This window comes from Neobacillus drentensis (assembly GCF_036965425.1).
GTDB classification, from domain to species: Bacteria; Bacillota; Bacilli; order Bacillales; family Cytobacillaceae; genus Neobacillus; species Neobacillus drentensis_F.
Genome location: NZ_JBALPP010000106.1, coordinates 18,577 through 38,379 on the forward strand (window position 1 = coordinate 18,577; position 19,803 = coordinate 38,379).

Sequence of the window (19,803 nt, forward strand, 5' to 3'; positions counted from 1 at the left end):
CAGCGTTTGCTTTTTTAATATCGTGAAAACTTCACTAAATAGTAAGAATTAAGAGCATTTCAAGTAAATTCTTTTTGCTAAAATAAACATGAAATTAATTGAATGGGAAGGATTGACACTGATTATGAAGCGAATTGCATCCCTTTTATTTCTTGCCATTTTATTAGCCATTGTGGCAGCAGGCTGCAGCTCCAAATTAGCTGATTTAAAACTGGATAAAAAGCATAAACCGCTGCCCGAATATGTGTTAAATTCATCTGAAAAAGTACAAGAAACATATATTATGGCAGCCACTTATCCAGAGGTTGTCGCTTCAGTTCCTTGCTATTGCGGATGTGCAGTCGAAGGTCATAAGAGTAACCTTGATTGCTTTGTCAGCCAAGTAGGAGATAATAATGCTGTAGAAGGATGGGATCAACACGGTATAGGCTGCGATACATGTATTGATATTGCCCGAGATGCTGTGGAAATGCACGTTGATGGAAAAAGTACAAAAAAGATTTATGATTTAATCACTAAAAAATATGAAGATTACGGGGAACCAACTCCAACACAGGAACCAAAGTAAGGGAGTAACCCATGAAAAAAATACTAATCGGCAGTTACATTTTGATTATTACTGGAATCATTTTTTGTATCGGGAATAGCGATTTTTTTAATTCCAAGAACTCTAAGTCAATTGCTGCAGGTGAAAAAGTCTACAATAAAAACTGCCTTATTTGTCACGGTAAAACCGGAAAAGGTGAAGGTTTAAAAGTTGGGACAGCCATAAACAATCAACATTTATTAAGTTCTGTATCGAATAAGGATCTGTATAATTATGTGAAATTCGGCAGAGAAGCGACCACGATGCCAGCTTATGGATCAAGTTTATCGGAAAAGGATTTGAAAAATCTTGTTGCATTCTTAAGGGATTGGCAAACCGAGGAGATAAAATTTAATGCTCCGAAAACGTTTTCTGGTAATCCGGAAAAAGGCAAGAAAAAATATAATATGTATTGTTTAACTTGTCATGGCGAAGCTGGTTCAGGGAAGCAAAAAATGGGAACTGCATTGTCAAATCCAATGTATTTGAAGTATACAACCAATAAGCAAATTTGGATTGATATTGCCTACGGTCGTGAAGAAACACGAATGGGTCCTTCTTTAAAGGGTCTTGATGGAGCACGACAGCTTAAAGAAAAAGATATTTCCGATATTGTTTCCTATATTCGTTCTTGGGAGAAAAAATGATGAAAGCAAAACCCTAAATCTACATGGTAGATTTAGGGTTTTTTTTATTTTTTATCAAATGTGTCCAATTTGTGGTTGTTTTTTGACGAAAAGGTAACGTTTTTTGTCCTTTAACAAAATGTTCAAGAGTGGTTCAACAAAGAGGATTCAATAACGATTATATTTATTTCAAAGAGGACTATAGTAAAAATTACTCAGCTTTCCATAGGTCAAGGAGGATTAATATGCTTAAAAAAAGGTTGTTGGCATTATTCGTAATTGGAGCATTTTTTACGAACTTTATTATTCCAAAGGCTAGTGCCGAAACAGTGTTTCAAGCGGATAAATTTCCTTTTAAGGAAATGCAGATACAAGTAATGCCAGAATTTGATTATCCAGAGGATTGGGGATCCCGGGATATTACTTCATTACTTGTAGGTCAATACGGGACCATTACCAACAAAAGCGGTCAAGATTATGACGGGAAAATTGAAATACCGGTTCCTGCTATGGAAAAAGGTTTCGAAGCCTATTTAGTAGCAGAATTTCCAGAAGAAAATAAGCCAGAAGTCCAGCGGCCCTATGATGTTGATAAAGAAAAGGGGCTCATCACTTGGAAACCAGCGAAGGCGATAAAGAGTAACGAATCGTATAAATTTGTTATCGAATATTATACCAAAACTGTGAACGTAAATGACAACAAAAGCTTTACATACGAACTTCAAAAAAATGCTGATATAGAGCTGCTGGATGTTATCTTTTATGCACCTATGAATGCTAAAGATATTAAGCTTGAACCGAAGGCACAAAATAATTCAAAAAGTGAATATGGCGAAGAACTGTATTACTACCAATACAAAAATGTAAAGCCAGCTGATAGTTTAAAATATTCCTTCACCTATAAAAAAGATGGAACAGAATCAACCATGGAAGCAATAAACAAGCAGCAGCCCCCCAATGATGAAAACCATTCCGGTGTAAATGGAACAGCAACAGATCAAGTCAAAAAAAGCGGAAGCGATAATTCTAAACAGCCAATTATTGGAGTTGGCGGAGCATCAATTATTGGGATTGCGATTATTATTGCCGGTGCCTTTATTTTCTTAGGATTAAAAGGGAAATCACCAAGACCAACAAAGATAACCAAACAAAATAAACAACAACCGAAAAAACCAACAAATGTAAAAAATGAACATAAGACTGCAAATGATGATGAGAAAAAGGAACTTCGTAAAAAGCTTTTAACGGGAAAGATCGATCAGGAAATGTACGAAGAAGAAATGAAAAAATTAATTTAATGAGGTGAGTTGAATGAGAAAGAACACGCTTGTCATGCTTGGAGGGTTTATTATTGCGGGAGCCATTGTTTTTCTATTAATGGCAGCTACCCCAGGTTCAAGTGGAATCGAATTGACCATGAAAGAGCTTCTAGCAACACAAGAACAACATAAAGACGATTTTGTTACGGTAGAAGGTCTATTAATCGAGGACTCTATCAAATGGAATCCTGACAAAATAGAATTGAAATTTGACGTAAAGGACAACGACGGAAATATTATGCACGTGATTCACAAAGGGCCAAAACCGGATAACTTCTCAGAGGGAGTGATCACTATTCTTCAAGGGGCTCCAACAAAGAAAGACACCTTCGTCGCAGAAACAGTCAAAACGAGATGCCCTTCTAAATATGAAGGAAAAGATATGAAGAACTATAATCCAGAAACCCATAAGGATAAGCTTAATCAACCACCGAATGAAAAATAGCAAACATAAGAAGGTGAAGAAATGTATTTATTCGCAAACGCAACAATTTATATAGGGTTAGCTGTTGCCATATATTCATTGCTTATTATAACTTTGGGAATTAGCACGAAAAATCAAAGACTGATTAACAGTGGTAAAGGCGGAATGATTGCATTATTTGTTTGTGCTGCCATGGCGATGCTATCCCTTTTTTACCTTTTAGCAACATCACAATTTCAATATGAATATGTAACTGATTATACGAGCAGTGAGCTGCCAATCATCTATAAACTGACTGCCCTTTGGGCAGGTAATGCTGGTTCTTTGTTACTGTGGACATTCTTCCTTACTCTGTACTCCATTATGATCGCTTTTTCAAGGAAGATGAAGGGAAACCCGATGGTTCCATATATCTCAGCTATTCTTTTAGCTAATGCGGTTTTCTTCTTCTTCATCCTAGGATTTGTCGCAAAACCATTCGTTCTTCTAGATACAGTTCCGATTGAGGGTAAAGGCTTAAACCCGATGCTTCAAAATCCTGGAATGATCATCCATCCAGTTACTCTCTATCTTGGTTATGTGGGTCTTGCTGTGCCATTTGCATTTGCTATGTCTGCATTAATCCTCAAAAACGTTGATGACTTCTGGATTAAAATGACAAGGCGCTGGACGATTATTGCTTGGTTATTTTTAAGTCTCGGAAATATTTTTGGCGGACAATGGGCATATGTTGAGCTTGGCTGGGGCGGATATTGGGCATGGGATCCGGTTGAAAATGCTTCATTTATGCCATGGCTTACTGCTACTGCATTCCTCCATTCTGTCATGATTCAAGAACGAAAAAACATGCTGAAAATATGGAATATTAGTTTAATTATCGTGTCATACGCTCTTACATTATTTGGTACTTTCCTCGTCCGAAGTGGAGTACTGACATCCGTCCATGCTTTTGCCAATTCGAATTTAGGATTATATTTCTTAATATTTATGGGTGTTGCTGTCATTCTTGCATTATACGTTTTAATGAGTCGTTACAACATGCTAAAGCGCAGTGCCGGAGAATTCCAATCCTTTGTTTCAAAGGAAAGCAGTTTCTTAATAAATAATCTATTGCTAGTAGGTGCAGCCTTTGCTGTTTTCTGGGGGACGATTTTCCCGCTGGTATCAGAAGCGGTTCGCGGTACAAAAGTAACTGTTGGACTTCCATTTTTTAACAAAGTAGAAGCGCCAATCCTTTTATCCATGATGTTTGTCATGGCTGTTTGTCCAATGCTTGCGTGGCAAAGATCAACAATAAAAAATCTAAGAAAAAATTTCTTGATACCTTCTATCCTTGCCGTAGCCGGCATGGTACTGATGATTGTACTTGGAATTCAAAAAGCATGGGCTGTTATTGGCTATGGAGTTATTATTCTACTTTTAATCACTCACTTCTTAGAGTTTTATCGAGGAGTCAAAGCAAGAAGGAAGATGACAAAAGAAGCGCCAATTACGGCTTTATACCGTTTAATGATTCGTAATCGCCGCAGATATGGGGGATATATCGTCCATCTTGGAATTGCCTTTATTACAATGGGTATTATCGGTTCACAAAACTATGATTTAGAAACAATGAAAACAGTCGCGCTAGGTCAATCGATTGAATTGAAGGATTACCGAATTAATTATGATCGCCTTGATCAGAAAAAAGAAGGCATAAACGATATCGTTTATGCAGACGTGACAGTGTTTAGAGATGGAAAAAAACTTGGTACTTTCCAGCCGGAAAAAGTTTTTTATGGAAACTGGGAACAGCCATCATCAGAAGTAGCCATTATTTCATCGGTTAAAGAAGACTTGTATATTGTGTTGAGTGCTTGGGAAGATGATGGGAAAGCAACGTTCGTTGTTAAGGTTAATCCAATGATGAATTGGTTATGGTTTGGTTCCTTTATGATTGTCATCGGTGCTCTATTCGCTATTTGGAACGGAAAATATGGTAATGTCACTCCAAGGTACACTGGAGTTCGCAAAGAGGTGTCTTAATATGAAAAATAAAATATACCTAGGGCTCCTAATTATAGCGTTTTTCTTTCAAGGATCATTCTTTCGTGTAGAAGCAAAAGAGTTCGACTATAAATCTGCTGAATTTAAAGCAGTAGCCTCTCAATTTGCCTGTACCTGCGGCTGCGGCCAAGACCATTATGAATGTGATCCCAATACTTGCAGTCTGACTACTGAATTTAAAAAGGATTTAGTAGGCATGATGAAAAAAGGCTGGGATAAGGATAAAATCCGTGAGTACTATATCAATATTTATGGAGAAGAAATCTTAACTGCTCCGGAGAAAAGCGGTTTTAGCTTAACTGCCTGGGCTATTCCTTTTGCGGTATTAGGCGTTGCAGCGATAGCATTATATTTTATCATTCGTAAATGGGTGAAGAGAAAAGGAAAAGTAGAACTAATCACTGATTATCTGAACACTGAAGATGAAATTGAAGGAGAAATTCTTTCTTCCATGATCGATGAAGAACGCAAAAAGTATCTTTAGGATGTGAATATAATGCACGATATCACAATTATTTCGATGATCTTTACGGCCTTATTAGCGCTTACTTGCCTGTTTTTAATATTATCACCTTATTTTAAGTGGGATACTTATTTAAACGTTAGTGGAAAAGGTCAAGATTTAGTTTCCACAAAGGAAGCGTTGTTAACAACCTTGAATGAATTAGAGTTTGAATACAAAATGGATAAAATCTCACACGCTGATTATAAAAATTTAAAGAAACAATATGAAACTGAAGTAGCAGGAATTATGAAAGAAGAAGAACTTACAATCGCATCACGAGTTGATCAAGATTTAATGGCTGAAGTGGAAAAAGAAATTGAGGCTCAAATGAAAAACTATGGACAGAAAAAGGGGGAAGGAAAGTGATTAAAAAAATCACCGTTCTCCTCCTTGGACTAATGCTGTTCATTCCAATAAATGGTTTTGCAGCATTTGAATCAAAGGTTTCCATTGATATGCATTACATTGTTGTTAGCCCAGCTGAAGATGGGTCAACGAATATGATGAATATGGTAAATTACACGAATACATCATCTGAAGAAATTAAAGGTGAGGGTTCAGATGAGGCTGTATTAAAGGTGACTCTGCCTAAAGGAGCAAAAGAACTAAACTTTTTAGATAACAAAATTGCCATTAAACAAGTAGACGAGGGGTTTATTACGACAACTCCTGTTCCAGCAAACCAAACACAGGTACTCCCTTACAGCTATCGAATGGAAAAAGGCAAGGAGATTTCACTAACGGTAGATTATCAAGTACAAATGATGCAAATTCTTGTTCCTGAAGGAATGGGAAGCATTGAAACAAAAGGCGTCCAAGCTACAAGTCAAGGACTATTTAAATTTGATGATCAAAACTATTTTGGCTATAGCATTGAAGGTCTTAAAGCAGGTCAAAGCTTCTCGCTAGTATATAACAAAGATGTACAGCCTGCAGCGGATGAGACAAAACAAGCTCAAACAACAAGTGACCGTTCAAAAAATAGTGCCGTAACTCACACAGCACCGGCTTTTCATAATCCAGGTCATCTTAGAATGTGGGCACAATCGCCATTACACCGCTTTAATCCACATGTTTTCTTAATTATTTTAGGAGCCATCATCATCGCTGCAATCTCCTATTATGCCTACTTCAAAAGAAAGGCGAGATTGGAGGAGGAAAGACTTGGCTCAGATAAGGAAGAAAAAGCTTTCAAACTATTAATGGCTAAGCAGAAGGCCATAATGGATAAAATTATAGAACTCGAAGAAACCTTTGGTGATGGAAAACTTTCAGAGAGTGAATACCATGCTAAGCTGGACGCTTATAAACAGCATTTAGTTCAAGTGAAATTAAATTTACGTCATTTCATAGAGTAGCAGCTGGCATGGGGAGGGAACGCGAATGATAGATATAAAGAATCTGACGAAGCAAGCCGATAATAAGCTAATCTTACGTGGTGTTGACCTCCAGGTAAAAAAAGGGGAAACGGTCGCCATCCTTGGACCAAATGGTGCTGGTAAAAGTACCTTACTAAAGGTGCTGGCAACTCTAATTAAACCGACATCAGGTATTGTCAGAATAAATGGTTTAGATCTTAAAAAGAACCATATTGAAATAAAAAAAATATTAGGTTATTTACCCCATTCCAGTTTGCTTTATGATCATTACTCTCCATTAGAAAATCTGGTATTCTTCGGAAAAGTATATGGAGTGCGGGATGTAGAACAAAGAGCAATGAAACTTGTGAAGGACGTTGGACTATCTTTTTTCTTAAATGAACCGGTTAAGAACTTTTCTCGGGGAATGATTCAAAGAATTGCGATTGCACGGGCAATTGTCCATGACCCTGAGGTTCTCCTTTTAGATGAGCCCCATACTGGTTTGGATCAAGGCGCTATATCAATTTTAAATAATGTCATTCTTTCGATGAAAGAAAAGGGCGCTACTACATTAATGGTTACTCACGATTTCAAACAGGCAGCTGAAATTTGTGACCGAATTATCATTGTGAAAAACGGAAAAATTGTCGATGATTTTAAAATTAAGAATCGCAATTTAGACCTTGTTTCAGAAAAATATGAAATGCAGATGGAGGGGGTATCATGAATTTATTTCGTACTGCTCTCCTTCTTGCCAAAAAGGATTTATATTCAGAACTAAAAACAAAACAAATTCTAGTTACGCAAATTATCTTTGCAGGACTTGTTATTGTCGTATTCAGTTTTGCTTTTGATCCGGCTAATAACACAACAAAAGCAGTTATTCCCGGAGTTATTTGGGTCATTATTGTGTTTGCAGGAATATTAGGACTTAATCGGTCGTTTATATCGGAACAGCGAAATGATACCATGCAGGGCTTATTGGTAGCACCAATGGAGGCTGCGAGTGTTTATTTTGGAAAATTCCTGGCAAATTTCTCAATGATTCTTGTAGTCGAACTTGTTTCAATTCCGTTTTTATTCCTATTATTTGATTTTAAGTTTTTTGGCAGCCTTCCATATTTTATTTTAGTCATATTTTTAGGGAGTTTTGGGTTTATCGCCATTGGAACGTTCTTAGCAGCCCTCGCGGCCAATTCAAAAAGCAGTGAAATGCTGCTGCCGTTATTGTTATTTCCCATTACAACTCCTATCTTAATTGGTGTTGTTCAGGCAACAAAAATTATTTTAACCAATATAGAAAAACTCCCGAGTGCAGTTGCTTGGATTCAATTGGTTTCTGCTTACGATGTGATTTTCTTTGTAGTTTGTTTCTTATTAATCGATTATGTGCTGGAGGTTTAAAGTGATGAGTGTAAATCTCGAACGAGAGAAAGCTATGCTTCCTGGTTCAGGCCTGACGGAAACCAGGGGAGTGAATCTATCAAAAGTTTTGTTTGGTGCATCCGCTATTTCCATGCTGGTTTCACTATATTTTATCTTCATTTTTGCTGCCGAAGAATCAACCATGCGCGCTGCTCAAAAAATCTTTTATTTCCATGTGAGTTCAGCATGGCTGGCTTTTCTAGCCTTTTTTGTAACCTTTGTGTTTAGTATTTTGTTTTTAATCAAACGGAAAAGAATATTTGATACCTATGCGTATGTTTCTGCTGAAATCGGTATAGTCTTCACCATCATCGTATTAACCACAGGTCCGATTTGGGCAAGGTCCGCCTGGAATACTTGGTGGGTATGGGAACCACGGTTGATTACGACGTTAATTCTTTTCTTTATTTACGTTGCCTATATTATGATTCGTCAAATGGATGGTGTTTGGGATAAAAAGGCTCGTCTAGCAGCCGTTTTTGGCATTATTGGGTTTGCAGACGTCCCGATTGTTTTCTTCGCGATTCGCTGGTGGCAGACAAAATTCCATCCAATTGTGTTTGGTGAAGGGCCGTCTCAAAAGGGCGGCGGTATTGAGGATACGATGTTAGTTGCACTGCTTGTTACCATCACGGCTTTTACGATTCTTTATTCTTATCTTCTTTATAAAGGTGTTTCATTTGAAAATATAAAAATTAAAGTGGATCGGTATAAAGAAAAATTAAGAGAAACATTGGATAAATAGGAGGAATGAATCATGAATTATGAATATATGTTAGGAGCTTATTCCGTTGCTTGGGTTATCATTTTTAGTTATATGTTTATCATTGGAAAACGACATGACAAGCTTAAGAAGGAAATCGAATTCTTAAAGCAGCTCGATAAATAAATGTTGATCCGTGTCAGGAGGAAGTCCGATGAACAAGCGAGTTGGCAAATTGCTCGTAATGATTCTCATCGTAGGGATGTTTGGCTTTTTTGGTTATAGTTTAGTAACGAAGGGCAAACATACAGATGTGGGAGATAAGGCTTATAATTTCGAATTACCCAATTTGGATGGCAGCAAAACAAAACTCACAGATTATAAGGGCGAAGTGGTTATATTGAATTATTTTGCCAGCTGGTGCGCACCTTGTAAGGAAGAATTTCCAGAGCTGGCGGCCTTTCAAAAAGATTATGGCAAAAAGTATCCATTAATCATGATAAACCGCGGAGAAACGATGGATAGAATCAATAAGGTTACGAAAAAAAATCAAGAGGGAATGACCTATTTATTTGATTATAATGCCAAAATTTCTAAATTATATAATGTTACAGGGCAGCCTGAAACATTTGTTATTGATAAACAAGGAATTATTAGAGAACATTATAACGGTCCGGTAACCGAAATGCAGTTATATAATTGGGCTAAGAAATACGACAAATAATTAAAAAGTAAAAAAGGATTGAACCATTTAGCCATGGCTCAATCCTTTTTTATGTGTAATGAAATTCGGCCAATATATTGGCCCTTACAATAATTTGTCCCGGTTCAATTTGAGTAGTAGTCATGCTTTTAACCATGATTTCAGGCTGATAGGAAAAAGGTTGGACCGTTGCGCCTCCCTCAACGACTAAGCTAGGAGTTTGTATTAATGTCACATTTAAAGACCCGGCAATCGTTTCTGCTTTTTGGATTGCATTGGCCAGCGCAAGCTTCAGTGCTTGCTGGTAATAGACATCTTTATTTTTTACTTTAAACTGAACATTAGAGACATAATTAACTCCGTTTTGGACCGCTGTATCCACTATTTTTCCTATTTTCGATAAATCGTCTATCTTCACTTGGAGGATATGAGTGATTTTATATCCGCGGAATATTTGTTTTCCCTGTTCGTAATCATAATTTGATTCAATACGGTAATCGAAGGTTTGGATCTGATTTTTACTGACCCCTAGCGATACTAAAGCATTGATTACCTTTGTAGATACCTGAGAATTTTGCTGCTGAGCAGTTATTAGTTCCTTTCCTTCCGTTATTACGCCTAAGTTTACCGAAGCTGAGTCCGGTTGTACCGCTAATTCTCCTTCCCCATTCACTTTGATTAAAGATTCCCCAACTCTTGGAAATCCGGTACGAATCGATTGCTGGTAATGATACACATATGTCCCCCTCCCAAAAGCTTTTCTTCTTCCTATAAAATACGATACCCCTTAATAAAGGTTCCATTTATTAATAGACTCAAAACATATTTTGACAGATTTGAAAGTCATAATGTGTCTTAGCAGGCATACATTTTAAATAATGAGACAGGCATTTAAGAGGAGGAAGCTTTTTGTGGAAACGATCCTAAACTTTTTACCTAAAAATATCGCCGGCCTAATTAAACAAATCCCCTCTGATCAAAAAGAAGAATTGGAAGAAATACGGATTCGCATCGATCGGCCAATTGAAATAACGATGAAGGGTGCACCAAAATTCCTTTCATATATTATCCAGCCTGATGATGCCTTCCATCTAATGAATAAAATTAGTCAATTCTCCATCTATACCCTTGAAGAGGAACTTAAACGAGGGTATATAACCGTTTCAGGCGGACACAGAATTGGTCTTGCCGGCAAAGTTATTCTCGAAGACGAAAAAGTTAAGGCCATCAGAGATATCGCTTCGTTTAACATTCGGATCGCAAGAGAAAAGATTGGGATTGCAGACCCGATGATTCCGTATCTGTTTAACGGAAGCTGGAAGCACACTATGATTATCGGCCCTCCTCAAACAGGAAAAACAACCTTGCTTCGTGATATTGCAAGAATAATCTCTGCAGGGGATAGAGTGAAAAGCATTGAGGCTAATAAGGTAGGGATAGTGGATGAACGCAGTGAAATTGCCGGATGTGTAAATGGAGTGCCACAACTGACCTTTGGACACCGGGTAGACGTTTTAGATGCTTGTCCAAAGGCAGAGGGAATGATGATGATGATTCGCTCGATGAGTCCGGAAGTCCTCATTGTGGATGAAATTGGCAGGAAAGAAGATGCTGAAGCCATTCAGGAGGCTGTTCATGCGGGAATAAAACTCATCATGACCACACATGGGACGAGCTTGGAGGAAATAAGGAGCAGACCTTCCTTAAGGGAAATCCTTGATCAAAAAATTTTCGAGCGGTTTGTTGTTCTTAGCCGAAAAAGTGGTCCTGGTACCATTACTCAAATATTAGATGAAACAGGCAAAGAAATGAAACAAAAAGTGAGTGTGACATAAATGGTTAAGCTTATTGGAGCCATCTTTATAATCGTTGCAACCACTGTCATTGGATTTGAGGCGGCCCGGCATTTTAGTGAACGGCCGAAGCAGCTTCGTGCCCTAAGGTCTGCTTTGCAATCTCTTGAGGCTGAAATAATGTACAGCCATACACCATTACATGAAGCAGCGAGAAGATTGGCCGTCCAGCTGCCAAAACCACTATCCTCTTTCTTTGATAGTTTTGCCAAGAGATTAACGGATACGGAAACAACGGTAAAAGATGCTTGGGAAACCAGCTTAAAAGAGATATGGAAGTCAACGGCTTTAAAGCAGGGAGAATTTGAAATTATGAAGCAATTTGGGGAAACCCTTGGCCGTCATGATCGCTTTTCCCAACAGAAACATATATTACTGACTCTTTCCCATTTGGAAAGAGAAGAAGCTGACGCGATTCAAGCACAGACAAAATACGAAAAAATGGTAAAGAGTCTCGGGTTCTTATCGGGATTGTTACTGATCATTTTATTATTTTAGGGGGAAAAGCAATGGGCTTAGAAGTGGATATTATTTTTAAAATAGCCGGAGTGGGGATAGTCGTTGCATTTTTGCATACAGTTCTTGATCAGGTTGGAAAAAAGGAATATGCACAATGGGTTACCCTTTTTGGGTTTATTTACATTTTATTTCAGGTCGCTTCGATAGTCGATGATCTCTTCCAGAAAATAAAATCAGTATTTTTGTTTCAATAGAAAGGGGGGCTCTGCCATTGAAATCATAAAAATTATCGGCGTAGCTCTTGTTGCAACCTTTCTGGCTTTAATTGTAAAGGAACAAAAACCTAATTTTGCCTTCCTTTTAATCGTCTTTGTCGGTTGTGTCATTTTCCTTTTTTTGGTAGATAAAATTTATGAAATTATTCATATGCTCGAAAAATTGGCCGTCAATGCAAAGGTAAACTTGGTTTATGTTGAAACTATTCTAAAAATAATTGGCATTGCCTATATTGCTGAATTTGCTACGCAAATCACCAAGGATGCTGGGCAGGGAGCGCTGGCATCAAAGATTGAATTAGCAGGAAAAATTATCATACTTGCCATGGCGATACCGATTCTGACGGTGCTGATCGAAACAATAATCAAACTAATTCCGAGCTAATGAGGTGTAAAAATTGAAGGCTAGGCTGCAGATTATTCCCATTATCGTTCTCTTATTCTCTTTTTTATTTATTCCAAGTGTACAAGCTGCCGAAGAATCTAAAGACCCAGCTGCTCCAATTTCACCTCAGGCATTGGTTGACGAACAGCTTAAATCCTTGGATTTAACAGAACTTAAACAATATTGGGAGGATATTTCCAATAAATATGGCGGTTTCCTGCCAGAAAGCCAAAAGGGAAGCTTGTATGACTTTGTAAGCGGTGAAAAAAAGTTTTCTTTTAAACAATGGGGGCAGGGGGTACTAAAGTTTGCCTTCCATGAATTTGTTGCAAACGGTAAATTACTTGGATCCTTAATCATGCTGACCATTTTTAGCATGTTTCTTCAATCCATGCAAAATGCGTTTGAACAAAGTGCCATTAGCAAGGTTGCTTATTCTATCGTTTACATGGTACTCGTTATACTCGCCTTAAATAGCTTTCATATTGCTATTAATTACACCAATGAAGCAATTGGGACTATGATTTCCTTTATACTAGCGCTCGTCCCATTGCTGCTGGCTTTAATTGCCGCGTCCGGTGGACTCATTTCGGCTGCTTTCTTTCATCCAGTTATTCTTTTCTTAATGAATATGAGCGGAGTATTCATGCAATATATTATTCTGCCGCTCCTTTTTTTAGCCACATTGCTCAGTATTGTAAGTACGATGTCGGAACAATATAAAGTGTCACAATTGGCGGCTCTATTAAGAAACTGGAGCATTGGGTTAATGGGGCTATTTCTAACCGTATTTCTTGGGGTTATCTCAGTACAAGGTGCATCAGCAGCAGTAACGGATGGAGTAACCATAAGAACGGCTAAATTTGTGACAGGGAATTTCATTCCTGTTATCGGAAGAATGTTCACGGATGCAACAGACACGGTCGTTAGTGCCTCCGTCCTGTTAAAAAATACGGTCGGTATTGCGGGTGTAGCCATCCTATTAATTATTGTTGCCTTTCCCGCAATTAAAATCTTAATGATTGCCTTTATTTATAAGTTTGCTGCCGCTATTCTGCAGCCACTTGGGGGAGGGCCGGTCATAAAATGTCTGGACATTATCAGCAGAAGCGTGATTTACGTCTTCGCCGCCCTTGGCATTGTATCCCTTATGTTCTTTTTAAGTATTACTGTCATTGTCGCGGCTGGAAATTTAACGATGATGATGAGATAGGAGGGAGATCTTAGTAATGGACTTTTTGAAAGAATGGGTAACAAATATTATTCTTTTTATTCTTTTAGCAACAGTAATCGATATGCTCCTTCCTAATTCAAGTATGCAAAAATATACGAAGATGGTAACCGGATTGCTGTTAATTGCCATTATTTTAACCCCAATCTTCAAATTAATCTCTAAGGACTTCGAAACAGCTATGGGTTCTCTCCCTTCATATCAAGCCCCTGGAGAAAAAAATATGAAAAATTCAATAGATTTAAAGAAAAAAGAAATACAAGCCTCCCAACATGCATATATTTTAGAAGAAATGGCTGTCCGACTTAAAAAGGACGTTAAAGAGGAGTTGATGGAACAATACGGATTGGAGATAGCAAATATCGATATCGCCATAAACGAAGAAAGTGATCTAGCATTCCCTGAAAACCTCCAAAAGGTTATGGTTCTTCTGAAACAGCCAGAAACAAAAGTGAAGACAGTCGAAGCGATTAAACAAATAGAAATTAACACAGAAACACCTCTTCCATCAAAAAAATCAACAGAAGAAACAGAACAAATAGCCGCATTTCTATCGCAAAAATGGAATGTAAAAGAAAAAACAGTTGAAGTTTCGATTGAAGGGGGGATCAATAAAAAGAATGGATAATAATAAAGGACCATTATCAATCTTGAAAAAATGGCTCAAACTTGATGGGAAATCTGAAAAGAAACCAGGGAAATATCAATATATGATACTTGTCCTTTGTATTGGAGCAGCCTTTATGCTGGCAGGTAATGTCATCTTTAAAACGGGCTCCAATTCTTCTAATGTACCTGCAACAACTAGTAATAAGGGCGGATCAAGTGATGTGCCGGCTTTTGGGATAAAAAAGAGTTCAGGTAATAAAGCAATAGCTGAATATGAAGAAAAATACGAAACTCAGCTAGAGAAAGCACTAAAGGAAATGTTAGGTGTTGACGATGTCACCGTTGTTGTAAATATAGATTCTACAGATAAAAAGGTGCTAGAAAAAAATAAGGTTTCAAAAACGCAAACCACCGACGAAACAGATCGTGAAGGCGGACAGCGAAAGGTTCAGGAGACCTCCTCAGATGAACAGATCGTGATTATCAGGAACGGAGATAAAGAGGTTCCGATTGTTGTAGAAACAAAGAAACCCGACATTCGAGGTGTCTTGGTGGTTGCAAAGGGTGCAGATAATATTCAAGTGAAAAAATGGATTGTCGAAGCAGTAACACGTGTCTTAGGAGTTCCGAGCCATAGAGTTGCTGTAATGCCTAAAAAATAAAAGGGGGATTTTAATAATGCTTTTGAAAAAACAAACGGTTTGGTTATTAACAATGTTGAGCTTAGTAGTCGTATTATCGGTGTATTACATTACTTCACCAGAACAAAAGAGCAATGACCTCGCAGCTGTCCAACAAAATCCTAAAGACCAAATGGATCAAAAACAGGCAAAAACTAAGACCCAGGCCAAGGATGGAAAAACAGTTGTTTCTTCCATTGCAGGGGATGCGGCCTTTGAAGAATTACGTATGAAGCTTGAAGATGCTCGAAGTGAGGAGAAGGAAAAGCTAACAGCAACCCTTGCCTCTACTGACCTAACTCCTGACGAACGGAGCAAGGCAAAAGATCAAATGGATAAATTAACGCAGACAGCTCAACAAGAAGAAATTCTTGAAACCCTTATTAAGGCAATGGGCTATGATGATGTCCTTGTCAGAGCAAATGGAGAAAAAGTTAACGTAACCGTTAAATCTAAGAAGAAGCATAGTGCTGCTGAGGCCAATAAAATTATTAAAGAAGTGAAAAAAGAAATTGGAGATACTAATTTCGTAGCAGTAACCTTCCAGCCAGCTAAATAGCTTGCACAAAAAGGGAAAGTCAAAGACTTTCCTTTTTAAATGGTTTAATTTAACTTTTTAAGGGGAAAATAATATTTTGAATTGAAATATTCTCTCAAAATTCGCCCGCCTTCAGGTATAGATTATTGAACTTTTATGCGGTATTATCGTATAGTATTAGTAGTAAGTCCTAATTAAAAGTAGTACAAGGGGTGTTACATAATGTTAAAAGTACAAGAAATACGCGAATTGATTAAATTAGTTGACCAGTCTAGCATTGATGAATTTGTATATGAAATTGACGGTTCAAAAATTAAAATGAAAAAGAATGGGGCTCAAGTGGTAACGGCTGTACAACCAGTTCCACATGCCGCTGCTCCAGTGGCGGCTGCACCTATTCAACCAATCCCAGTTGCACCTGTAGCTGCAGTAGAGGAAGTCAAACAGGAAACACCAAAAGTGGAAGTACCTTCTCAAGCTGATACAGCTAACTTACACAAGATCACTTCGCCGATGGTGGGAACATTTTATGCTTCGCCAACACCAGATGCGGATGTCTATGTAAAATCAGGATCCAAAGTTTCTAAGGATTCAATTGTTTGTATCGTTGAAGCAATGAAATTATTTAACGAAATTGAAGCGGAAGTAAATGGAGAAATTGTGGAAGTTCTTGTTAAGAATGGCCAATTAGTAGAATACGGACAGCCTTTATTTTTAGTAAAGCCTGAATAAGGAGCGATAACAGGATGATTAAAAAACTGTTAATTGCAAACAGAGGAGAAATTGCAGTTAGGATTATTAGAGCCTGCCGGGAAATGGGAATTGAATCAGTTGCCGTATTTTCTGAAGCAGACCGCGAAGCATTACATGTACAGCTTGCCGATGAAGCGTACTGTATTGGACCAACTTCATCAAAAGACAGTTATTTGAACGTTACTAATATTATTAGTGTTGCAAAGTTAACCGGTTGTGATGCCATTCATCCAGGATATGGTTTCTTAGCCGAAAATGCTGATTTCGCAGAGTTATGCAGGGAATGCAATATCACCTTTGTTGGACCAAGTCCAGAGGCCATTAACAAAATGGGAACCAAGGATATTGCAAGGGAAACGATGAGGGAAGCAGGTGTCCCAATTGTCCCTGGATCAACAGGCATCATTAATAATATTGATGAAGCCCTTGAGCTTGTGAAAAAGATAGAATATCCAGTCATTATTAAAGCAACTGCCGGCGGAGGCGGTAAAGGCATCCGCGTTGCTAAAAATGAGCAGGAATTAATTAAAGGAATCAATATTACTCAGCAGGAAGCATTAACAGCATTCGGGAATCCAGGTGTTTATATTGAAAAATATATTGAGGATTTCCGCCATGTTGAGATACAGGTGTTAGCCGATAATTATGGAAACACGATTCATTTAGGAGAACGGGATTGTTCCATCCAACGGAGACTACAAAAACTTCTCGAAGAAACTCCTTCACCAGCATTAGATGGCGAAATTCGCACAGAAATGGGAAATGCGGCTGTTAAAGCGGCGAAAGCAGTTGATTATTCAGGTGCAGGCACGGTAGAATTTATTTATGACTATCGCAATCGAAAGTTTTATTTTATGGAGATGAACACCAGGATTCAGGTAGAGCACCCTGTTACCGAAATGGTCACGGGAATCGACCTAATTAAAGAGCAAATTCGTGTTGCAAATGGCGAAAAGCTTTCCTTAAAACAACAGGATGTCACCTTTACAGGCTGGGCAATTGAATGTCGAATTAATGCAGAGAATCCGGAGAAGAATTTTCTCCCTTCCGCTGGAAAAATCAAAATGTACTTACCTCCTGGCGGGCTAGGTGTTCGGATTGACTCAGCAGCGTACCCAGGATATACAATTCCACCATACTACGATTCGATGATTGCGAAAGTTATCACATATGGAAGCAGCAGGGAAGAGGCAATTTCAAGAATGAAGCGTGCTTTAAGTGAATTTGTAGTGGAGGGTATTCAAACAACCATTCCGTTTCATTTAAAACTTCTTGAGCACGAAAAATTCGTAGAAGGCCAGTTTAATACGAAGTTCTTAGAATTGCATGATGTGATGAAATCAGTCTAAAATCTGGAGGTGTTTTTGATGAGCGAATTTAGCATCTTGGAAATGGAACAAGGTAATAACGGCCTTGGGAAAATTGAGATTGCTCCTGAAGTAATTGAAGTTATTGCTGGTATTGCTGCATCCGAAGTCGAAGGTGTTGCAGGCATGCGTGGTAATTTTGCAACAGGTGTAGTCGAGCGCCTTGGGAAGAAAAACCATGGTAAAGGTGTGAAAGTGGAACTAACCGAAACAGGAATAAAAGTAGATGTCTATTGTTTAATGAAATTTGGCGTTTCTATTCCAACGGTTGCTGGGAAAATCCAAGATAATATTCGTCAGGCACTGCTAAATATGACGGCATTGGATGCGGAAGAAGTTAACATCCATGTTGTCGGCATTCAATTTGAATCACAAAAAATCGAGCCTGAAATTGATTCAGAAATATAATATGAAAAAACCAAAGGAGCTAACTCCTTTGGTTTTTTCATTTTTTAAAAATAAAAGCGGTTGCAAATTAGAAAATTGTCTATGTAAATGTGCGAATCGTTTTTAGTTATGCTATTATCATTTTATGTGTAAGGTTTCACGATTACCTTAATACTATATCTTGTATATAAAATAGACAAAATTTACTTAATATCCCTAAAGGAGATAAAGGTATAATGAAAAGAAGAACAGCCAGGGAAAAAGCGTTGCAGGCGCTTTTTCAAATCGATGTAAGCAATACTGAACCAGAATCAGCTATTGAACATGTTTTGGAAGGAGAGGAAGGCGACGAATATTTATCAAAGCTTGTTTTAGGTGTGGTAGAGCACAAAGCTGAAATTGATAAATTAATTATTGAAAGCCTAGAAAAATGGTCTATGGACCGGCTGGCAACAGTTGATCGAAACTTACTAAGAATTGCAGTATGTGAACTAAAGTTTTATCGTTCTGAAGTCCCGGAAAAAGTTATTTTAGATGAAGCCATAGAAATTGCAAAAATTTTCGGAGATGACCAATCAAGCAAATTTATTAACGGTGTTCTTTCAAAGGTAAAAGAAAAAATTCTTAACGATTAATTACTGGGTTATCTCTAGGGTAAGGGAGAGAAGGAAATGACCGCTGAAATTATTAATGGAAAAGAAATTGCTGCAAAGAAACGATTAGAAATTGCGGAAGAGGTTCAGAAACTTAAAAGCGAGGGAGTCACCCCGGGATTATCCGTTATTCTTGTTGGAAATAACGATGCTTCCAAGACATATGTAAAGAGCAAACAAAAAACTTGTGAAGAGCTTGGTATGTACTCCCTTTTAATTACGATGCCAGAAGAAGTTTCTGAAGTGGAACTTTTAGCAAAAATTGAAGAGTTGAACGCAGATCCTTCCATTCATGGAATATTAGTTCAACTTCCACTCCCAAAACATATTGATGAAACACGGGTAATTGAATCGATTTCTCCATTAAAAGATGTTGATGGCTTTCATCCAATTAATATTGGCAGAATGATGACTGGCCAGAATGCCTTTCTACCATGTACTCCTTACGGTATCTTGGTCCTTCTTGAAGAAACAGGGGTCCAATTAGAAGGAAAGCATGTGGTTGTTGTTGGAAGAAGTAATATTGTGGGCAAACCGGTAGGACAGCTTCTCCTTAATAAAAATGCAACAGTAACGTATTGTCACTCCAAAACAAAAGATTTATCGGTACATACAAGGCAGGCAGATATTTTAATTGCTGCTGTGGGAATTCCAAATTTTATCAAAGCTGATCATGTAAAAGAAGGCGCTGTAGTCATCGATGTAGGAATTAATCGAAATGAGGCAGGCAAGCTTTGTGGTGATGTAGCTTTTGATGAGGTTAGCGAAAAAGCAGGCTATATCACTCCAGTTCCAAAGGGAGTAGGGCCGATGACGATTACAATGCTTATGTACAATACCTTAAAATCGGCTTCTGAAAGTATCGGAGGGTTTTAAGCAGGATCTTGTCCTTATCATCGATAAGGACAGTTTTAT

The 19,803-nt window shown here is 37.9% G+C and carries 27 protein-coding genes; 26 read left to right on the forward strand and 1 reads right to left on the reverse strand.

Annotated features, from left to right (window positions below):
- The first annotated feature begins 124 nt into the window (after positions 1 to 124).
- The 13 genes from V7161_RS22785 to V7161_RS22845 all read left to right on the forward strand — a co-directional run bounded on the left by V7161_RS22785 (position 125) and on the right by V7161_RS22845 (position 9,719).
- Positions 125 to 568 (forward strand): PCYCGC motif-containing (lipo)protein, encoded by a 444-nt coding sequence (locus tag V7161_RS22785; protein ID WP_335715133.1) that lies wholly within the window; start codon positions 125 to 127, stop codon positions 566 to 568.
- A gap of 11 nt (positions 569 to 579) precedes the next feature.
- Positions 580 to 1,233, forward strand: a complete 654-nt coding sequence (locus tag V7161_RS22790; RefSeq protein ID WP_335715134.1) for a c-type cytochrome — start codon at positions 580 to 582, stop codon at positions 1,231 to 1,233.
- Between the two features lie 224 nt (positions 1,234 to 1,457).
- Positions 1,458 to 2,510, forward strand: coding sequence for a hypothetical protein (locus V7161_RS22795; protein ID WP_335715135.1), 1,053 nt, complete (start codon positions 1,458 to 1,460; stop codon positions 2,508 to 2,510).
- A gap of 13 nt (positions 2,511 to 2,523) precedes the next feature.
- Positions 2,524 to 2,976 (forward strand): cytochrome c maturation protein CcmE, encoded by a 453-nt coding sequence (locus tag V7161_RS22800; RefSeq protein WP_335715136.1) that lies wholly within the window; start codon positions 2,524 to 2,526, stop codon positions 2,974 to 2,976.
- A gap of 21 nt (positions 2,977 to 2,997) precedes the next feature.
- Positions 2,998 to 4,980 carry a heme lyase CcmF/NrfE family subunit gene (locus V7161_RS22805; RefSeq protein WP_335715137.1) on the forward strand — a complete coding sequence of 661 codons (1,983 nt, stop codon included), beginning with the start codon at positions 2,998 to 3,000 and terminating at the stop codon, positions 4,978 to 4,980.
- A 1-nt stretch (position 4,981) separates the two neighbouring features.
- Positions 4,982 to 5,485, forward strand: a complete 504-nt coding sequence (locus V7161_RS22810; RefSeq protein WP_335715138.1) for a cytochrome c-type biogenesis protein CcmH — start codon at positions 4,982 to 4,984, stop codon at positions 5,483 to 5,485.
- A 12-nt stretch (positions 5,486 to 5,497) separates the two neighbouring features.
- Positions 5,498 to 5,872, forward strand: coding sequence for a hypothetical protein (locus V7161_RS22815; protein WP_335715139.1), 375 nt, complete (start codon positions 5,498 to 5,500; stop codon positions 5,870 to 5,872).
- Positions 5,869 to 6,864: a hypothetical protein gene (locus V7161_RS22820; protein WP_335715140.1), complete on the forward strand. Its 996-nt coding sequence runs from the start codon at positions 5,869 to 5,871 to the stop codon at positions 6,862 to 6,864. Before V7161_RS22815 ends, V7161_RS22820 begins: the two co-directional genes overlap by 4 nt.
- A 25-nt stretch (positions 6,865 to 6,889) precedes the next feature.
- Entirely contained in the window at positions 6,890 to 7,594 is a 705-nt protein-coding gene (locus V7161_RS22825; RefSeq protein WP_335715141.1) for an ABC transporter ATP-binding protein, read from the forward strand.
- Positions 7,591 to 8,271 (forward strand): heme exporter protein CcmB, encoded by a 681-nt coding sequence (locus V7161_RS22830; protein ID WP_335715142.1) that lies wholly within the window; start codon positions 7,591 to 7,593, stop codon positions 8,269 to 8,271. Before V7161_RS22825 ends, V7161_RS22830 begins: the two co-directional genes overlap by 4 nt.
- Positions 8,272 to 8,275: 4 nt before the next feature.
- A complete protein-coding gene (locus V7161_RS22835) occupies positions 8,276 to 9,037 on the forward strand; it encodes a cytochrome c biogenesis protein (RefSeq protein WP_335715143.1) in 762 nt (253 codons plus the stop codon).
- Positions 9,038 to 9,049: 12 nt separating this feature from the next.
- Positions 9,050 to 9,181 (forward strand): CcmD family protein, encoded by a 132-nt coding sequence (locus tag V7161_RS22840; RefSeq protein WP_223591446.1) that lies wholly within the window; start codon positions 9,050 to 9,052, stop codon positions 9,179 to 9,181.
- A gap of 28 nt (positions 9,182 to 9,209) precedes the next feature.
- Positions 9,210 to 9,719, forward strand: coding sequence for a TlpA family protein disulfide reductase (locus V7161_RS22845; protein WP_335715144.1), 510 nt, complete (start codon positions 9,210 to 9,212; stop codon positions 9,717 to 9,719).
- Between the two features lie 49 nt (positions 9,720 to 9,768).
- On the opposite strand, the gene V7161_RS22850 is transcribed toward V7161_RS22845, so the two are convergent.
- Positions 9,769 to 10,434, reverse strand: coding sequence for an SIMPL domain-containing protein (locus V7161_RS22850; RefSeq protein WP_335715145.1), 666 nt, complete (start codon positions 10,432 to 10,434; stop codon positions 9,769 to 9,771).
- A gap of 175 nt (positions 10,435 to 10,609) precedes the next feature.
- Here V7161_RS22850 and spoIIIAA point away from each other — a divergent pair, with 175 nt between their 5' ends.
- From spoIIIAA to folD, 13 genes are all read left to right on the forward strand, one after another.
- Complete coding sequence (gene spoIIIAA, locus V7161_RS22855; protein WP_335715146.1) at positions 10,610 to 11,533, forward strand: stage III sporulation protein AA; 924 nt, start codon at positions 10,610 to 10,612, stop codon at positions 11,531 to 11,533.
- Complete coding sequence (spoIIIAB, locus tag V7161_RS22860; protein WP_335715147.1) at positions 11,534 to 12,049, forward strand: stage III sporulation protein SpoIIIAB; 516 nt, start codon at positions 11,534 to 11,536, stop codon at positions 12,047 to 12,049.
- A gap of 11 nt (positions 12,050 to 12,060) precedes the next feature.
- Positions 12,061 to 12,264 (forward strand): stage III sporulation protein AC, encoded by a 204-nt coding sequence (spoIIIAC, locus tag V7161_RS22865; RefSeq protein WP_007084610.1) that lies wholly within the window; start codon positions 12,061 to 12,063, stop codon positions 12,262 to 12,264.
- A 16-nt stretch (positions 12,265 to 12,280) separates the two neighbouring features.
- Positions 12,281 to 12,670 (forward strand): stage III sporulation protein AD, encoded by a 390-nt coding sequence (gene spoIIIAD / locus V7161_RS22870; RefSeq protein ID WP_223591661.1) that lies wholly within the window; start codon positions 12,281 to 12,283, stop codon positions 12,668 to 12,670.
- Between the two features lie 13 nt (positions 12,671 to 12,683).
- Positions 12,684 to 13,883 carry a stage III sporulation protein AE gene (gene spoIIIAE, locus V7161_RS22875; RefSeq protein WP_335715148.1) on the forward strand — a complete coding sequence of 400 codons (1,200 nt, stop codon included), beginning with the start codon at positions 12,684 to 12,686 and terminating at the stop codon, positions 13,881 to 13,883.
- Between the two features lie 16 nt (positions 13,884 to 13,899).
- Positions 13,900 to 14,529, forward strand: a complete 630-nt coding sequence (gene spoIIIAF / locus V7161_RS22880) for a stage III sporulation protein AF (RefSeq protein ID WP_335715149.1) — start codon at positions 13,900 to 13,902, stop codon at positions 14,527 to 14,529.
- The gene (gene spoIIIAG, locus V7161_RS22885; protein WP_335715150.1) at positions 14,522 to 15,172 is read left to right on the forward strand and encodes a stage III sporulation protein AG; all 651 of its coding nucleotides are present in this window, start codon (positions 14,522 to 14,524) and stop codon (positions 15,170 to 15,172) included. Before spoIIIAF ends, spoIIIAG begins: the two co-directional genes overlap by 8 nt.
- A 16-nt stretch (positions 15,173 to 15,188) precedes the next feature.
- Positions 15,189 to 15,749, forward strand: a complete 561-nt coding sequence (locus V7161_RS22890) for a SpoIIIAH-like family protein (RefSeq protein ID WP_289985100.1) — start codon at positions 15,189 to 15,191, stop codon at positions 15,747 to 15,749.
- Positions 15,750 to 15,950: 201 nt separating this feature from the next.
- Positions 15,951 to 16,460: an acetyl-CoA carboxylase biotin carboxyl carrier protein gene (accB, locus tag V7161_RS22895; protein WP_335715151.1), complete on the forward strand. Its 510-nt coding sequence runs from the start codon at positions 15,951 to 15,953 to the stop codon at positions 16,458 to 16,460.
- A gap of 14 nt (positions 16,461 to 16,474) precedes the next feature.
- Complete coding sequence (gene accC, locus V7161_RS22900; RefSeq protein WP_335715152.1) at positions 16,475 to 17,830, forward strand: acetyl-CoA carboxylase biotin carboxylase subunit; 1,356 nt, start codon at positions 16,475 to 16,477, stop codon at positions 17,828 to 17,830.
- Between the two features lie 18 nt (positions 17,831 to 17,848).
- Positions 17,849 to 18,256 (forward strand): Asp23/Gls24 family envelope stress response protein, encoded by a 408-nt coding sequence (locus tag V7161_RS22905; protein ID WP_335715153.1) that lies wholly within the window; start codon positions 17,849 to 17,851, stop codon positions 18,254 to 18,256.
- A 215-nt stretch (positions 18,257 to 18,471) separates the two neighbouring features.
- Complete coding sequence (nusB, locus tag V7161_RS22910; RefSeq protein WP_335715154.1) at positions 18,472 to 18,870, forward strand: transcription antitermination factor NusB; 399 nt, start codon at positions 18,472 to 18,474, stop codon at positions 18,868 to 18,870.
- Positions 18,871 to 18,906: 36 nt separating this feature from the next.
- A complete protein-coding gene (gene folD, locus V7161_RS22915; protein WP_335715155.1) occupies positions 18,907 to 19,764 on the forward strand; it encodes a bifunctional methylenetetrahydrofolate dehydrogenase/methenyltetrahydrofolate cyclohydrolase FolD in 858 nt (285 codons plus the stop codon).
- Positions 19,765 to 19,803: the final 39 nt, after the last annotated feature.

Excerpts from the sequence above, each read along its gene's own strand:
- V7161_RS22785 (WP_335715133.1), top strand. The coding sequence starts at position 125 with ATGAAGCGAATTGCATCCCTTTTATTTCTTGCCATTTTATTAGCCATT.
- V7161_RS22790 (WP_335715134.1), top strand. The coding sequence starts at position 580 with ATGAAAAAAATACTAATCGGCAGTTACATTTTGATTATTACTGGAATC.
- V7161_RS22795 (WP_335715135.1), top strand. The coding sequence starts at position 1,458 with ATGCTTAAAAAAAGGTTGTTGGCATTATTCGTAATTGGAGCATTTTTT.
- V7161_RS22800 (WP_335715136.1), top strand. The coding sequence starts at position 2,524 with ATGAGAAAGAACACGCTTGTCATGCTTGGAGGGTTTATTATTGCGGGA.
- V7161_RS22805 (WP_335715137.1), top strand. The coding sequence starts at position 2,998 with ATGTATTTATTCGCAAACGCAACAATTTATATAGGGTTAGCTGTTGCC.
- V7161_RS22810 (WP_335715138.1), top strand. The coding sequence starts at position 4,982 with ATGAAAAATAAAATATACCTAGGGCTCCTAATTATAGCGTTTTTCTTT.
- V7161_RS22815 (WP_335715139.1), top strand. The coding sequence starts at position 5,498 with ATGCACGATATCACAATTATTTCGATGATCTTTACGGCCTTATTAGCG.
- V7161_RS22825 (WP_335715141.1), top strand. The coding sequence starts at position 6,890 with ATGATAGATATAAAGAATCTGACGAAGCAAGCCGATAATAAGCTAATC.
- V7161_RS22830 (WP_335715142.1), top strand. The coding sequence starts at position 7,591 with ATGAATTTATTTCGTACTGCTCTCCTTCTTGCCAAAAAGGATTTATAT.
- V7161_RS22835 (WP_335715143.1), top strand. The coding sequence starts at position 8,276 with ATGAGTGTAAATCTCGAACGAGAGAAAGCTATGCTTCCTGGTTCAGGC.
- V7161_RS22840 (WP_223591446.1), top strand. The coding sequence starts at position 9,050 with ATGAATTATGAATATATGTTAGGAGCTTATTCCGTTGCTTGGGTTATC.
- V7161_RS22845 (WP_335715144.1), top strand. The coding sequence starts at position 9,210 with ATGAACAAGCGAGTTGGCAAATTGCTCGTAATGATTCTCATCGTAGGG.
- spoIIIAB (WP_335715147.1), top strand. The coding sequence starts at position 11,534 with ATGGTTAAGCTTATTGGAGCCATCTTTATAATCGTTGCAACCACTGTC.
- spoIIIAC (WP_007084610.1), top strand. The coding sequence starts at position 12,061 with ATGGGCTTAGAAGTGGATATTATTTTTAAAATAGCCGGAGTGGGGATA.
- spoIIIAF (WP_335715149.1), top strand. The coding sequence starts at position 13,900 with ATGGACTTTTTGAAAGAATGGGTAACAAATATTATTCTTTTTATTCTT.
- spoIIIAG (WP_335715150.1), top strand. The coding sequence starts at position 14,522 with ATGGATAATAATAAAGGACCATTATCAATCTTGAAAAAATGGCTCAAA.
- V7161_RS22890 (WP_289985100.1), top strand. The coding sequence starts at position 15,189 with ATGCTTTTGAAAAAACAAACGGTTTGGTTATTAACAATGTTGAGCTTA.
- accB (WP_335715151.1), top strand. The coding sequence starts at position 15,951 with ATGTTAAAAGTACAAGAAATACGCGAATTGATTAAATTAGTTGACCAG.
- accC (WP_335715152.1), top strand. The coding sequence starts at position 16,475 with ATGATTAAAAAACTGTTAATTGCAAACAGAGGAGAAATTGCAGTTAGG.
- V7161_RS22905 (WP_335715153.1), top strand. The coding sequence starts at position 17,849 with ATGAGCGAATTTAGCATCTTGGAAATGGAACAAGGTAATAACGGCCTT.
- nusB (WP_335715154.1), top strand. The coding sequence starts at position 18,472 with ATGAAAAGAAGAACAGCCAGGGAAAAAGCGTTGCAGGCGCTTTTTCAA.
- folD (WP_335715155.1), top strand. The coding sequence starts at position 18,907 with ATGACCGCTGAAATTATTAATGGAAAAGAAATTGCTGCAAAGAAACGA.